General features: G+C 74.4%; 11 protein-coding genes. 3 read left to right on the top strand and 8 right to left on the bottom strand.

Annotated elements, in window-relative coordinates; all coding sequences use genetic code 11:
- Window positions 1-63: 63 nt before the first annotated feature.
- The 6 genes from ABD091_RS11015 to ABD091_RS10990 all read right to left on the bottom strand — a co-directional run bounded on the left by ABD091_RS11015 (window position 64) and on the right by ABD091_RS10990 (window position 6,373).
- Window positions 64-1,317 (bottom strand): S8 family serine peptidase, encoded by a 1,254-nt coding sequence (locus ABD091_RS11015; RefSeq protein WP_343918318.1) that lies wholly within the window; start codon window positions 1,315-1,317, stop codon window positions 64-66.
- Window positions 1,308-2,690, bottom strand: coding sequence for a type VII secretion protein EccB (locus ABD091_RS11010; protein ID WP_343918316.1), 1,383 nt, complete (start codon window positions 2,688-2,690; stop codon window positions 1,308-1,310). The genes ABD091_RS11015 and ABD091_RS11010 overlap by 10 nt, the downstream gene beginning before the upstream one ends.
- Window positions 2,691-2,694: 4 nt before the next feature.
- The gene (gene eccD, locus ABD091_RS11005; protein WP_343918314.1) at window positions 2,695-4,044 is read right to left on the bottom strand and encodes a type VII secretion integral membrane protein EccD; all 1,350 of its coding nucleotides are present in this window, start codon (window positions 4,042-4,044) and stop codon (window positions 2,695-2,697) included.
- A gap of 119 nt (window positions 4,045-4,163) precedes the next feature.
- On the bottom strand, window positions 4,164-4,460 hold the full coding sequence (locus tag ABD091_RS11000) for a WXG100 family type VII secretion target (RefSeq protein ID WP_343918312.1): 297 nt from the start codon (window positions 4,458-4,460) through the stop codon (window positions 4,164-4,166).
- Between the two features lie 34 nt (window positions 4,461-4,494).
- Entirely contained in the window at window positions 4,495-4,809 is a 315-nt protein-coding gene (locus ABD091_RS10995; protein ID WP_343918310.1) for a WXG100 family type VII secretion target, read from the bottom strand.
- A gap of 136 nt (window positions 4,810-4,945) precedes the next feature.
- Window positions 4,946-6,373: a hypothetical protein gene (locus ABD091_RS10990; protein WP_343918308.1), complete on the bottom strand. Its 1,428-nt coding sequence runs from the start codon at window positions 6,371-6,373 to the stop codon at window positions 4,946-4,948.
- A 71-nt stretch (window positions 6,374-6,444) separates the two neighbouring features.
- Here ABD091_RS10990 and eccCa point away from each other — a divergent pair, with 71 nt between their 5' ends.
- Window positions 6,445-10,446, top strand: a complete 4,002-nt coding sequence (eccCa, locus tag ABD091_RS10985; protein WP_343918306.1) for a type VII secretion protein EccCa — start codon at window positions 6,445-6,447, stop codon at window positions 10,444-10,446.
- Between the two features lies 1 nt (window position 10,447).
- On the opposite strand, the gene ABD091_RS10980 is transcribed toward eccCa, so the two are convergent.
- Window positions 10,448-12,001: a helicase HerA-like domain-containing protein gene (locus ABD091_RS10980; protein WP_343918304.1), complete on the bottom strand. Its 1,554-nt coding sequence runs from the start codon at window positions 11,999-12,001 to the stop codon at window positions 10,448-10,450.
- Between the two features lie 35 nt (window positions 12,002-12,036).
- On the opposite strand from ABD091_RS10980, the gene ABD091_RS10975 reads away from it, so the two are divergent.
- A complete protein-coding gene (locus tag ABD091_RS10975) occupies window positions 12,037-12,333 on the top strand; it encodes a type II toxin-antitoxin system VapB family antitoxin (protein ID WP_343918302.1) in 297 nt (98 codons plus the stop codon).
- On the top strand, window positions 12,333-12,842 hold the full coding sequence (locus ABD091_RS10970; protein WP_343918300.1) for a LytR C-terminal domain-containing protein: 510 nt from the start codon (window positions 12,333-12,335) through the stop codon (window positions 12,840-12,842). Before ABD091_RS10975 ends, ABD091_RS10970 begins: the two co-directional genes overlap by 1 nt.
- Before the next feature lie 15 nt (window positions 12,843-12,857).
- On the opposite strand, the gene ABD091_RS10965 is transcribed toward ABD091_RS10970, so the two are convergent.
- Window positions 12,858-14,357: a potassium/proton antiporter gene (locus tag ABD091_RS10965; RefSeq protein WP_343918298.1), complete on the bottom strand. Its 1,500-nt coding sequence runs from the start codon at window positions 14,355-14,357 to the stop codon at window positions 12,858-12,860.
- Window positions 14,358-14,417 lie beyond the last annotated feature (60 nt).

Genomic DNA, 14,417 nt, shown 5'->3' with positions numbered 1-14,417 from the left:
TCGCGATGTCGCCGATCCACGACCCTCAGGCCGGGTACGACGGCGCGATGAGCACGCGCTGCCTCAGGGGCGGCGACGGGCCAGGAGCGGGCGGAGCAGCAGCGCGACGACCAGGGCGGCGCCACCGACCAGCCCCCACCAGCGGGCGTCCGCGAGGGTGCCGGCCACCGGGTCGGGAGTGGGCGGCGGTGCGGTGACCCGGGTCCGGGGCCGGTCCTGGCGCGGCATGTCGTCGACCTCGCCCCGCTTCGACGGCTCGATCGCCCGGGTCAGCGCCTCGACCGGCTGGAGGACGCCGGCACCGGTCGCGGTGGTCGGGCTGGCCTGGCTGCCGCTGGCGGTGACCCGCATCCGCGCCTCGATCTGGGCCGCCGTCTCGTCCGGGTATGCCGAGCGCAGCAGCGCCGCGACGCCACCGCCGAGGCCCGCGGCCCAGGACGTCGCGACGGTCGAGAGCCGGCAGGTCGAGCCGTTGGCGGCGACGGTGACCGCGCCCCACACCGGGACGGCCGCGTCGGTGGCGCTGTTGAGCAGGACCGTCTGCTGGGCGTCGGCCTCGGCCCCCGGGTCGACCGGCACCCCGTCGGCCGTCGCGCTGACCGCGAAGACGTCGTCGGTGTAGCCCGCGGGGAAGACCTCGTCGACGGCGTCCTCGCCGGGCTCGAGCTCGCCGAGGTCGGCGAAGCCGTCCTGCCCCTCCGCGGGACGGTTGCCGCTGCTGGCCACGACCACGACGTCCTCGGCGCGCACCGCGGCGACCGCCCGCCCGAGGGCGTCGTCGCGGGGGAGGTCGAGGGCCATGACCACGACGTCGACGTCGCCCTGCTCGACGACCCACTCGAGCCCGGCCACGACGTCGTCGACCGCGACCCCTCCGGTGCCGTCGTCGAAGGTGCCGCCGTAGACGCGGACGTCGACCAGCTCCGCCGCGGGTGCGACCCCGACCGGCCCGCCCTGGTCACGTACGCCGCCCGCGACCAGGCCGGCGACGGCCGTCGCGTGACCGTCCTCGATCGGAGCGGTGGGTCCGAACCGCTCGGCGGCGACGGGCAGCGACACCACGGGCGGCTGCCGGGTGATGCCGTTGTCGACGATCGCGACCCGCACGCCCTCGCCCGGTGCACGGCCGCGCGAGTCCAGGATCTCAGTCGCCCGCTCGGCACCCATCAGGTCCAGCGGAACCGATCGCGCGCCCGTCGAGGTCACGGTGTCGTCGCGCCCGATCGCGGCGCAGTCGGCCGGTGCAGCGTGCGCCGGGGCCGGGGCCAGCAGGACCGGCGTCAGCAGGCCCGCCCCGAGCAGCGGCGTCAGCCGCACGGCCCGTCCTCGAGGCTGGGCTCGCAGAAGGCGCCGTTCTGGGAGAGCTGGACGCCCTGGTCGAAGAGCTCGATCCAGCTGTCTGGGACGACCGGCTCGTCATAGCCCTCGTAGCCCAGCAGGTCACCCACCCCGGGACCGACGAGCGGGTAGGCGACGCCCTTGGCGTCGACGACGAACGGGCTGCCGCCCTCGGCGACGTCCCACCCGCCCGAGCGCACGAACGCGCCGGAGCCGGCTGCGACCCACACCGACTCTCCCGAGCTGTCGCCGGCGGCCGCCTCGCCCTCGGGCTCCTGGGCCAGGACGACGCGAGGCGCCCGGCCCGGCTCGGACTCGAGCTGGGCGCAGCGCTCGCCGAACACCGGGTCGAGGCCGGCGCCGGGCCAGCGGTTGTCGACCAGCGGGTCCTCGTCGGCGAAGACCGCCTCGCCGTCGTAGTCGGGGCCGGTCTCGCCACCGGTGGCGACACCGAGCGCGAACGGGTCGAGCTCGGCGAGCTCGCCGTCGGCGGTGGTGAGGTAGGGGGTGCCGCTCACGGTCACGACGTCACCGGGACGCGGCTCCCCGCTGCCGCCCACGCGGGGCGTGACGCCCGCGAAGGAGTCGGGCGAGACCGGTGCGCCCTCGGGGAAGAGGTCGAGCCACTCGCGGCTGACCTCGACCCGCTCGGCGGCGGTGCCGAGGCCGATGCCCGTCAGCGCGACCACCTGGGCGGGGGTCTCGGCGTCGGGCACGAGGTAGCGATGGGCGCTGACCGCACCGGTGGAGTCGGGGCGGCTGGTCGCGACCAGCCAGGTCTCGTCGTCGACGGTGACGAGCGTGCCGGCCGACGCGGCGGCCGGCGTGACCTGGGGATCACCCGAGACCGCGAGCCTCAGGCCGCCCTCGGCGCCGTCGCCGGCGGTGCAGGCCGTCCACCCGGTCTCGACCAGCCGCTCGACGTCGGGCACGTCGTAGGGCGCCCCGAAGATCCCGAGGTCGCTGCCGATCGTCTCCTCGGCGATGTATTCCTCCGGGATCACCTGGGGCTCGACGTCGGCGCCGAGGATCAGCTTGGCCGAGGTGATGTTCAGGATCGGGTGGAGGACGGGGCTCGAGCTCGCGTCGGTGATGACGAAGACCTCGGCCTCCTCCTTGCTGATGACCAGGCCCGGCTGCTCGGCCCAGGCCGGGTCGACGTTGGTGGTGAAGACGCCGGCGATCGCGGCACCCGCGATCAGGAGGACGCCGAGCGCGAGCCCGCCGACCACCGAGCGGCCGGGACGGGCCGGCTCGACCTCGCGCCCGCCCGGCGCGCCCGAGACGAAGGCGGTGACCAGTCGTCGGCGGCTGAAGGAGTAGGCCTCGACGAGGTCCTTCTTGGTCGCCATCCGGTCAGCTCCGGATCGCCGCGAAGACGCCGGTGGCGAGGAGCAGCAGCGGCGGGAGGCAGACCAGGCCGGCGGTCTCGGCGACGTCGCCGAGCCGGCCGCGGCGTACGGACGGGGTGGCGGGCAGCAACGTGAGCGCGAGCAGCAGCGCGCCGGCCGCTGCGAGGACGACGGCCGTCGCGGGCCGCCACTCGGGGTGGAGCCACAGCGCGGCCAGCGCGACCGAGGCGAGGCCGGTGATGCCGGAGACGAGTCCGGTGAGGACCTCCGAGCCCACGCGGTACTGCCGGGTGCGGAGCATCACGACGACGGCGCAGGTGATCGCGACGAGGGCGCCGGCCACGCCGAGCCCGACGGCGAGCGGGGCGATCAGGACCAGCAGCAGGCCGACCGTGGCCGAGACGGCGACGAGGATCTCGTGGGCGAGCCGCGCGTCGGCGCCGACCTCGTCGGGGTCGATCTCGTCGGGATCGGCGGTGATGTCGGCGACCGTGTAGAGCTGGTCGACGCGGGTGCTGGTGGCGCCGAGGGCGAGCCACGGGAAGACGCTGCCGGCGACGACGACGAGCACCAGCGAGATCGTCAGCACGACGGCGGGGTCGAACGGCGCGGCCTGCATGACCAGCCCGGTCGCGAGGAAGACCGCACCCACGACGACCGGTGGCAGCACGAGCGTGCGCCCCTCGCCGAGGCCGACCAGCGCCACGAGTCCGGCCAGCACCGCACCACCACCCGCGGCGGCGACGGGGGCGCCGAAGAGCGAGCCGTCGGGGGCGAGCAGCACCCCGGCGACCGCGGCGTAGCCGGCTCCCATCCACGCGACGGTGATGGCCGCCTCGGGCTCGTCCTGGGCGCGCGAGAGGACGACGGCACCGGTGACGAGGCCGACCGCGACCAGCGCGGCGGCGGCCGCGGCGAGCGCACCGTCCTGGACCAGCAGCGCCACGGCACCGAGCCCGAGCAGGAGCGAGGCGGCCGTCAGCGCCGTACGCCGACCCGTGGCCGGCTGCCACGGCCGCAGGTCGCGCTCGACCGCGTCGGTCATCGCCTCGACGACGTCGTCGTAGACCCGTGGCGGCTCGTCGTCGACACCGGCCGCGACGGTGAGGACGACCCCGTCCTCGACACCCTGGACGACCAGGCTCGCGTCGGTGGCGAGCTCTCGCCCCTCCTGGGTCACCAGCCGGTAGCCGCCGTGGACGGTCGTCGCGTCGAGCAGGCCGACGCTGCGGGCGAGCTCGGGCAACAGCTCGGCGACGGGCACCGCCGCCGGCAGGACGAGGTCGACCCGTCGGGTGCCGGACGTGACGGTCACCCTCACCAGCCCGGACGCGCTGGCAGGCGCTTGGCTCATCGGTTCTGCTCCCCCGTCTTGCTGGTCCTCCCGAGTCGGACGCCGGGCAGCCTACCGGCGACGGGCCGGCCGGTGACGCCGTGGCGCCGGGACCGGTCGACCCGTCGTGGAGGTGGAGCTCAGAGGTCGAAGCTGCTCGCACCGCGCTGGTCGGCGGCGCGGTATTCCGCGTTCGACTGCGACACCGTGCGGCTGGTGTCGTCGAGCAGGTTGCGCATGTCCTGGAGCGCGGCGTCCCACTTCGCCTTGGCGGCGGTGTAGGCCTGCTGGGCCTGACCGGACCAGTCGCTGCGCAGCGGCGAGAGCTCGCTCTCGAGGCGGTTCATGCGGTCGTCGATCTTCTTGACCGTGGTGTAGAGGTCCTGGGCGGCCTGGTCGAGGCCGGCGTGGTTGACGCGAAGTCCGTCCATGTTCATCGAAGTCTCCTCGGGTGTCCGTCAGTCGCGGGGCTCAGCTGAGCCGGCTCTGGAAGTTGGTGAAGTTGCCGGCCTGCGTGTCGTCGGTGTTGGTGACGTCGCGCTGGGTGCCGACGAGGGAGGCCTCGAACTCGTCGAGGGCGCTCACCACGACCTTCTGCTTCTCGGTCCACGCCTGGTGGAGGACGAAGAAGGCCTGGCCGCCGGAGCCGGCCCACTTGCCGCGGAGACCGGCGATCTGGCCCTCGAGCTCACCGCTCATCCGGTCGAAGTCCTGCTTGGCCCCGGAGACCAGCTGGGCCGCCTTCTGCAGGGTGCCCTCTCCCATCCCCATCTCGCTGCTTGCCATCTGCACTGCGCTCCTCGTGTCGGAAGTGGTTGCGTACGACGGCGATGGGCCGCCCCCGTGGTGTCTGGCGTCCGCCCGGGCGGCGGGAGGCCGAGCGGGCACCCACGGTCCTACCCGGCTGCTGCCGGGCCAAACATCAGGGCGCGATCTCCCACAGCAGGCGGAACAGCCCGGTCGCGGGGACCAGGCTCGCGAGGGCAGCGGCCGCGGCGAAGCCCTCGGCCACCTCCGCCCGGCGCGACCACCAGATCGACCGCCAGCCGCGGCCCGTCGCGACCGCGACGACGACCAGCAGCACGCCGAGCGCGACGACCGCCGCCAGCGCCCCGATCCGCCAGCCGGCGCCCGGCGGCTCGGCCCCGACGAGGACGTGGCCGGCGAGCGCGAGCCAGCACCCGAGCCCGCCCAGCCGCAGCAGGACCCGCGGCGCGGCGTGGCGGTGGCTCCGGGCGGTCAGGAGGAGCGCGGCGCCGGCGAAGAACACCAGGCAGCGCACGCCGATCAGGTCGAAGCGGGCATCGACCGCGCCGAGCAGCAGCACCGCGCACGGCACGGCGACCACGGCGATGGCGGCAGCAGCGGCGGCCAGCGTGCGCGCCGCGCGGCCGGCGACCTCGGCGACGGTGCCCGCCGGGACCACGATCCTGCCCCGCCGCGCGGGCGGCCGCTCGCGGGCCGACCACGCCGTGACGGCGAGCCGGTCGAGGTCGATGAGGTGGTGGTCGTCGACGTCGACGGCGACCAGCGGGACGAACCGCGCCGCGAGGACGGCGACCACGAGCGCGACCGAGAACACGACGGCCGCCGGGAGGCCCGCGAGCGCGGCGCCGCCGGCCAGCGCGAAGAACCCGAGGCCCCCGGCGATCCAGGTCCGCAGCGCCTCGTCGGGACCGCCCGACAGCGCGCGACCGACCGCGGCGCAGACCGCGGCGGCCACCCCGCACATGCCGAGCACGAGCGGCAGCCGCTCCGGGTCGGGGTCGGCCAGCACGGCGTAGGCCGCCGCACCCGCGAAGGCCGGCGCGGCCAGGACCCGCTGGGAGGCCAGCCGCCCCGTGGGTACGACGCCGACGACCGCCGCGGCCAGCAGCACCGCCGACACCGTGACGGCCGACGTGGGGTCGTCGGCCCGCCCGGCGGCCCAGCCGGCGAGCAGTGCCGCCGCGGCCGCGCACCACGACCACACGGGCGCCAGCGGCCCGGGTGGCACCTCCGCCCGCGCGGGTGCGCCTCCCCGGTCCCCGGTGGTCGCGGGCCGGAGGACCGCGGTGGTGGCCACGAGCAGGTCGCCGGTGACGACCCCGGCGGCGACGAGGGTGGCATCGGGCGCGAGCGGCTCGCCGGACCGGCTCCAGAGCAGCGGCGCCGCCCCGAGGCCGGACTGGTCGGCGTACTCGCGGGCGAGGTCCTCGGCCTGCGCACCGGGCGGCACGACGAGGTCGAGCACGCCGGCGGGCCCGTGGACGCTGAGCGCCAGCGACTGACCCGGTGCCGGACCCGTCCGCTCCCCCGCCATGGCTCCCCCGATGTCGCCCGTGTCCGCCGATCGCTCGCTGGTCGGCACGACCCTAGCCCCGCCGTCCGGGGCGGTGGCTAGGGTGATGCGTCGGCTTGGGACGACGAGATGGGGACCGGGTGAGCACGACGCTGCGTGGGACGAGGCTCGACGAGCCGGAGCTGCCCTCCGGGCAGATCGTGCTGCAGCCCCCGCCGGCGATCGAGCAGCACGAGGGCGCCAGCGGCGTGCTGATGAACGCGATCCCGATGCTGGGCAGCCTCGGGTCGATCGTGCTGGTCGCCTCGATGGCCGGCCAGTCCGGTGCGAACGCCGGCCGCAGCTACATCGCCGCCGGCATGTTCCTCTTCGCCACCCTCGGCTTCATCGTCGTCCAGCTCGACCGGCAGCGGAAGCAGCGGACCCAGCAGGTCACCGGCTCCCGGACCGAGTACCTGCGCTACCTCGGCAACGTCCGCCAGATCGCGCGCGACGCCGCCGACCGGCAACGGCGCGCGCTCACCTGGCACCACCCGGAGCCCGCGTCCCTGCCCGCGCTCGCCGAGGAGCGGTCGCGGGTGTGGGAGCACACCAGCGGCGACGACGGCTTCCTCCAGGTCCGCTACGGCACCTGCACCCAGCCGCTGTCGACCGAGCTGGTGCCGCCCCAGAGCGCGCCGATCGACCAGGTCGACCCGGCCTGCGCGTCGGCGCTCCACCGGCTGCTGGTGGTCCACCGGCTCCAGCCCGACCTCCCGGCAAGCATCGACCTGCGCGCCTTCGACCGGATCGAGATCTGCGGCGACGAGGAGCCGACGCGCAGCCTGGCGCGCGCGATGGTCTGCTCGGCCACCGCCTTCCACTCCCCCGAGCACCTGGTGGTCGCCGTCCTCGCCAGCGAGGACCACCTCATCCACTGGGACTGGGTGAAGTGGCTGCCCCACGCCCAGAGCGCCCAGGAGTCCGACGCCGTCGGGCCGAAGCGGATCGTCACGACCTCGCTCGACGAGCTGGCCGCGCTGCTGCCGCCCGACCTCGGCGACCGGCCCCGGTTCGGCGCGGACGAGCGGCCCGCCACCCCGCACATCCTGCTGGTGACCGACGGCGCGGTGCTGCCGCCCGGCAACCACGTCATCCCCCCGGACGGGCTGCACGGCGTCACGGTCCTCGACCTCCCGACGCGGTGGGACGAGCTCGGCGACGCGAGCCGGCTGCGGCTCCAGCTGACCGGCGAGGCGCGCGGTGCCAAGGTCGGGCTGCAGGCGGTCCGGCTGCGCGAGGAGCCGGTCGCGGCGCTCGGCGACCAGTGCGACCTCGCGACCGCCGAGGCCTTCGCGCGCCGCCTCACGCCGCTCCACACCGTCCACGCCGACGCCCCCGACAGCGGCGGGGAGATCAGCGGGCCCCGCGACTTCATGGACCTGCTCGGCCTCGGCGACGTCCACGGCCTCGACCCCCACGCCGCGTGGCGGCCGCGTCCCGCGCGCGACCGGCTGCGGGTCCCGATCGGGCTCGGCGAGGGCGGCACCCTCGTCCACCTCGACCTGAAGGAGAGCGCCCAGCAGGGCATGGGCCCCCACGGGCTGGTGATCGGGGCGACCGGCTCGGGCAAGTCGGAGTTCCTCCGCACGCTCGTCCTCGGCCTGGCGCTGACCCACTCGCCCGAGCAGCTCAACCTGGTGCTCGTCGACTTCAAGGGCGGCGCGACCTTCTCCGGCATGTCGGAGATGCCCCACGTCTCCGCGGTGATCACCAACCTCGCCCAGGAGCTGACCCTCGTCGACCGCATGCAGGACGCGCTTTCGGGGGAGATGGTGCGCCGCCAGGAGCTCCTGCGCGAGGCCGGCAACTTCGCCTCGGTCCGGGACTACGAGCGGGCCCGGTCGGCCGGCGAGGACCTCGAACCGCTGCCGTCGCTGTTCATCGTGGTCGACGAGTTCTCCGAGATGCTCTCGGCCAAGCCCGAGTTCATCGACCTGTTCGTCGCCATCGGCCGGCTCGGCCGCTCGCTCGGCCTCCACCTGCTGCTCGCCTCCCAGCGCCTCGAGGAGGGCCGGCTGCGCGGGCTGGAGTCCCACCTCTCCTACCGGGTCGGGCTGCGGACCTTCTCGGCCGGCGAGTCGCGGGCCGTCCTCGGCGTGCCCGACGCCTACGAGCTCCCGCCGGTCCCCGGGCTCGGCTACCTGAAGCCCGACCCGACGACGATGCAGCGGTTCAAGGCGGCGTACGTCTCCGGGCCGCCGAGCGGCCGGGTGCGCGTACGCCGCGACGAGGGCGGCCACGTCCGCGGCATCCTGCCCTTCACCATCTCGGAGGTGCAGAGCCTCGACCCGGGCGACGACAACCCCCCGGGCGACTCGGCGGCACCCGAGCCGCAGCCGACCGGCGAGCAGGCCTCGCTGCTCGACGTCGCCGTGGGCCGGATGGTCGGCGAGGGCCCGGCCGCCCACCAGGTCTGGCTGCCGCCGCTCGACGTCCCCGACACCCTCGACCGGCTCATGGGCGACCTCGCCGTCGACCCCGACCTCGGCCTGGTCTCGCGGCGGTGGCGCGAGGTCCCCGGGCTCGTCGTCCCCCTCGGCACGGTCGACCGCCCACGCGAGCAGCGGCGCGACACGCTCTCGGTCGACCTCTCCGGCGCGAGCGGCCACGTCGCCGTCGTCGGTGGCCCCCGCAGCGGCAAGAGCACGCTGCTGCGGACCGTCCTCACAAGCATGGCGCTGACGACGACCCCCCAGGAGTCGCAGTTCTTCGTCCTCGACTTCGGTGGCGGCACCTTCGCCCCGATGGCCCGGCTCCCCCACGTCGCCGGGGTCGCGACCCGGTCGGAGCCGGACGGCGTACGCCGCGTGATGGCGGAGGTCCAGGGCGTCGTCGACCGGCGCGAGGCCTACTTCCGCGAGCACGGCATCGATTCCATCGAGACCTACCGGTCGCGGCGCGCGCAGGGGCGGGTCGACGACGGCTACGGCGACGTCTTCCTCGTCGTCGACGGCTGGTCGACGTTGCGCTCGGACTTCGACGAGGTCGAGATGGAGATCCAGCAGCTCGCGATCCGCGGCCTGACCTTCGGGCTCCACGTCGTGACCGCGGCCAGCCGGTGGGCCGACTTCCGGGCGGCGATGCGCGACGTCTTCGGCACCCGGCTCGAGCTGCGGCTCGGCGACGCGATGGACTCCGAGATCGACCGCAAGGTCGCCCAGCTGGTGCCGAGCGGGCGGCCCGGCCGTGGCCTGGTCCCCGGCAAGCTCCACTTCCTGGGCGCCCTCCCGCGGCTCGACGGGCGCCCGTCGCCCGACACCCTCGGCGACGGCGTCGACGACCTCGTCGCGCGCGTGGCCGAGGCGTGGCAGGGCCCGGCGGGTCCCAAGCTGCGGCTGCTGCCCGACCGGATCACGCTCGACGAGGTCCGCACCCAGGCCGCGCGACACACCACCGGCGACGACCGGCGGCTGCTGCTCGGCGTCAACGAGAAGGAGCTCGCCCCCGTCGGCCTCGACGCCGACGCCGAGCCCCACCTGCTGGTGCTGGGCGACGGCCGGTCGGGCAAGAGCGCGCTGCTGCGCACCTACGTGCAGGAGGTCATGCGCACGCGGACGCCGCAGGAGGTCCAGCTCGTCGTCGTCGACTACCGGCGGTCGCTGCTCGGCGAGGTGCCCGACGACTACCTGCTGAACTACCTGACCTCCGCGGCGCAGGCGACGCCCGTGCTGCGCGACCTCGCGTCCTACCTCGAGAACCGGATCCCCGGCCCCGACGTGACGCCCGAGCAGCTGCGGAAGCGGTCGTGGTGGAGCGGGGCCGAGGTGTTCGTGGTCGTCGACGACTACGACCTCGTCGCGACCCAGCAGAGCTCGCCGGTCGCGGCGTTGCAGCCATTGATGGCGCAGGCGCGCGACGTCGGTCTCCACCTCGCGGTCGCGCGTCGCTCCGGTGGCGCCTCCCGCGCGCTGTACGAGCCGGTCATCCAGTCGATGCGCGACCTCGCGATGCCGGGCCTGATGCTCTCGGGCAACCCCGACGAAGGCCCGCTCATCGGCACCCTCCGGCCGACCCCGTTCGCCCCCGGCCGGGGCCGCCTGGTCACCCGCGACGCCGGCACCCAGATGATCCAGACCGCCTGGACCGACCAGACCCTCTAGGTCAGCGGCGGCCGAGGCCGAACATGCCGCGGGCGATCTCGCGGCCGGCGGTCTTGAGGAAGTCCTGGACCGGCTCGGACTCGAGCACCTCGCGCTGCCAGCTCTTGGGCGGGTCCTTCGGCGCCGGTGCCTTCTTCGGGGCGGGGATCCGCTCCTCCGCCCTCTCCTCCGCCGCCTGCTCGGCCTCCGCCTTGCGCGCGCCCTCCTCGAGCCGGGCGGCGAGGCGCTCGCGGGCCGACTCGCGGTCGATCGCCTCGGCGTACGTCGCGTGGCGCGGGCTGGCGGCGACGGTCGCGGCCATCGCGGCGGGGTCGGCCGGCCCCATGAGCGACTCGGGGGCGCGCAGCCGGGTCCAGGCGACCGGCGTCGGGGCTCCCCGCTCGTCCATGACCGTGACGACGGCCTCGCCGATGCCGAGCGAGGTGATGACCTGGCCGAGGTCGTCGTAGGCGCTCGTCGGGTAGGTGTTGACCGTCGCCTTCAGCGCCTTGGCGTCGTTGGGCGTGTGGGCGCGGAGCTGGTGCTGGATCCGGGAGCCGAGCTGGGCGAGGACCGGGTCGGGGACGTCGGTGGGCGCCTGGGTCACGAAGAACACGCCGACGCCCTTGGAGCGGATCAGCCGGACCGTCCGCGTCACCTGGTCGAGGAAGGCGTCGGAGGCGTCGTCGAAGAGCAGGTGGGCCTCGTCGAAGAAGAAGACCAGCTTGGGCTTCTCGACGTCCCCGACCTCCGGGAGGTCGTGGTAGAGGTCGGCGAGCAGCCACAGGAGGAACGTGGAGAACACCCGCGGCTTGTCGGCCAGCTGCGGGAGCTCGACCAGGCTGATCAGGCCACGACCGTCGGGGGCGGCCTGGAGCAGCTCGGAGGACGCGAACTCGGGCTCGCCGAAGAAGTCGTCGGCGCCGGCGGCCTGGAAGGCGACCAGCTCGCGCAGGATCACGCCGGCGGTGGCGGTGGAGATGCCGCCGATCTCCTTGAGCTCGGCCTTGCCCTCGTCGGAGGTGAGGTGGCCGATGACGGCCCGGAGGTCGGCGAGGTCCAGGAGCGGCAACCCCTGGGTGTCGGCCCAGTGGAAGACGAGGCCGAGGCTCGACTCCTGGGTGTCGTTGAGCTCGAGCACCTTGCTCAGCAGGACCGGGCCGAACGCCGAGACGGTGACCCGCAGCGGGATCCCGGTGCCCTGCCCGCCGAGGGCGTAGTACTCCACGGGGAAGCCGGTGGCCTGCCACTGCTGCCCGACCGAGGCGGCGCGTGACGCGATCTTCTCGCCGCCCTCGCCCGGGGTCGAGAGGCCGGAGAGGTCGCCCTTCACGTCGGCCGCGAAGACGGACACCCCGGCGGCGCTGAGCTGCTCGGCGAGCAGCTGGAGGGTCTTGGTCTTGCCGGTGCCCGTCGCGCCGGCGACGAGGCCGTGGCGGTTGACCATCGCGAGCGGGATCCGGACGCGGGCCTCGGCGAGGGTGTCGGCGTCGACCATCAGCCCGCCGAGCTCGAGGGCCTGGCCCTCGAAGGCGTAGCCCGCGGTGACCTGCTCGACCAGCGACTCCTCAGTCATGGGGCGACCCTAACGGCCTCGGTTAAGGTCTGGTCGTGATCTTCAAGCGCGTGGGCCAGGGCCGGCCCTACCCCGAGCACGGGCTGACGTCCCGGGGCTGGGCCTCGCTCCCACCGCGCCAGATCCGGCTCGACGAGCTGGTCACCACCAAGGACACGTTGCGGCTCGACGCCCTGCTCGACGAGGACTCGACCTTCTACGGCGACCTCTTCGCCCATGTCGTGGAGTGGGAGGGCGAGCTCTACCTCGAGGACGGCCTCCACCGCGCGCTCCGGGCCGCGCTCCAGCAGCGCAACGTCCTCCACGCGCGCGTCCACTCGGTGGCGACCTGATGGACGCCCGGCTGAAGTCCCTCATCACCCTCGCCGCCCTCGGCGTGCTGCTCTCCGTGGCGGCGGTCTGGGGGTGGGCGTCGCTGACGAAGCCCTTCCCCACCAGCGAGGAGTCCGTCTGCGTCGACCGCACCTTCGAGGCCGGGGAGAAGGTCATGCGCGGCGACGTCACGGTCAGCGTCCTCAACGCCGGCTCGCGCAACGGCCTCGCGAGCCTGACCATGAACCTCTTCGAGGAGCAGGGCTTCGGCGTCGGCCAGGAGGGCAACGCCAGCGACGCGAAGGTCAACCGGGTCCAGATCTGGACCGACGACCGCCGCAACCCGGCGGTCCAGCTGGTCAAGAGCCATCTCGGGAAGGGCACGCCCGTCCTGGAGAAGGACGCCACCACCGCGGGGGTCCAGGTCGTCGTGGGCGACGGCTTCCAGGACCTGGTGAAGGGCAAGAAGTCGGTCAAGGCGACCGACGCGTTCACCGTCTGCGGCCCGCCGGCCGAGCCGACGGTCTGAGGCCACCGGTCGCGGTCAGTCGGCCCGGTCCAGCCACTGCGCGAGCCGGCCGCCGACCGAGACCTGCCGCAGCCGCTTCTCGGTCTTCTCGCGCAGCCGGCGAGGGGTGACGACGAGCAGGTCGTCGCCGTGGCGCAGCACGGTGCGGTGCTCGGGCACGATCGTCTCGCCGTCGCGGATGATCATCGAGAGCGACGCCCCGAGCGGCAGCCGGAGCTCGCCCACCTCGACACCGTGGAGCCGCGACACCGGACTGATGCTGACCTGCAGCAGGTCGGCGGCGACCCGGTCGAGCGGAGCGACCTCGACGTCGAAGCCACGCGGCTCCGACCGCCGCGCGACACGCAGCAGCCGGGCCATCGACGGCAGCGTCGGGCCGGTCAGGAGCGTGTAGAGGACGACCATCACGAAGACCAGGTCGAAGAGCCGCTCGGAGCCGTCGACACCCTCGGCGAGCGGGATCGTCGTCAGGACGATGGGGACGGCGCCACGCAGGCCGGCCCACGACATGAACGCGCGATCCTGCCAGCCCATGTCCGACCGCAGCGAGCTGATCCACACCGAGACCGGCCGCGCCACGAAGGTCAGCAGCAGGCCGGCCGCGACCGCGAGCAGGATCGTCTCGAGTCCGATCCGGCTCGGCGACAGCAGCAGCCCGAGCATCACGAACAGCCCGATCTGGGCCAGCCAGGCGACCCCCTCGGCGAAGGACCTCGTGGCGACCCGGTGGGGCAGCTCCATGTTGCCGAGGACCAGCGCGGCGACGTACACAGCAGCGAAGCCGGAGCCGTGGACGAAGGACGCCGCGCCGTAGGACAACAGCGCGAGGCAGAAGACGGCGATCGGGTAGAGGCCGGACGACGGGAGCGCGGCGCGGCGCATCACCCAGGCGCCGCCGAACCCGAAGGCGAGGCCGGAGACGACGCCGACCGCGAGCTCCCACACGACGATGCCGGCTGCTCCCCAGAGCCCATACTCGGCCCACGCCCCGGTCGACACGAGCGTCACCAGGACGACGGTCGGGGCGTCGTTGAGCCCCGACTCGGCCTCGAGGGGGCCGATGATGCGGCGTGGCAGCGGGACGACGCGCAGGACCGAGAAGACCGCGGCCGCGTCGGTGGGCGAGGTGACCGCACCCAGCAGCACGGCGAGCTCCCACGGCAGCCCGAGCAGGAAGTGGCTGCCGACCGCCACGACGGCGATCGAGACGCCCACGCCGATGGTCGCGAGCGAGGCCCCGAGCGCCATCGACGGCTTCACCTCGCGCCAGGAGGTGGTGAGACCGCCCTCGGCGAGGATCAGCGCCAGCGCGGCGAAGCCGAGCGCGTGGGCGACCTGGGCGTCCTCGAAGTTGATGCCGAGGCCGCGTTCGCCGAGCGCGACGCCCATGAGGAGGTAGATCAGCAGCGACGGGAGACCGAGCCGGCTGGAGAGGCGGACCGCCAGGATGGCCAGCAGGGTGACAGCGCTGCCCACCAGCACGAACGTGTCGAGCTCGTGGACGTCGAAGGTCAAGCGTCACCTCGGTCTTGCAGGGGCGGCGGGTCACCATCCTATCGACCGCCTAGCCTCGGC

Source organism: Nocardioides aestuarii (assembly GCF_039527245.1).
In the GTDB taxonomy this organism is placed as follows: Bacteria; Actinomycetota; Actinomycetes; order Propionibacteriales; family Nocardioidaceae; genus Nocardioides; species Nocardioides aestuarii.
Note: the sequence above shows the minus strand (reverse complement) of the source record. Positions and strands in the feature narration are given on the sequence as shown.

Bases quoted from the DNA above. Each gene is read 5' to 3' on its own strand.
- ABD091_RS11010 (WP_343918316.1), bottom strand. From the start codon at position 2,690: ATGGCGACCAAGAAGGACCTCGTCGAGGCCTACTCCTTCAGCCGCCGA.
- eccD (WP_343918314.1), bottom strand. From the start codon at position 4,044: ATGAGCCAAGCGCCTGCCAGCGCGTCCGGGCTGGTGAGGGTGACCGTC.
- ABD091_RS11000 (WP_343918312.1), bottom strand. From the start codon at position 4,460: ATGAACATGGACGGACTTCGCGTCAACCACGCCGGCCTCGACCAGGCC.
- ABD091_RS10995 (WP_343918310.1), bottom strand. From the start codon at position 4,809: ATGGCAAGCAGCGAGATGGGGATGGGAGAGGGCACCCTGCAGAAGGCG.
- ABD091_RS10980 (WP_343918304.1), bottom strand. From the start codon at position 12,001: ATGACTGAGGAGTCGCTGGTCGAGCAGGTCACCGCGGGCTACGCCTTC.
- ABD091_RS10970 (WP_343918300.1), top strand. From the start codon at position 12,333: ATGGACGCCCGGCTGAAGTCCCTCATCACCCTCGCCGCCCTCGGCGTG.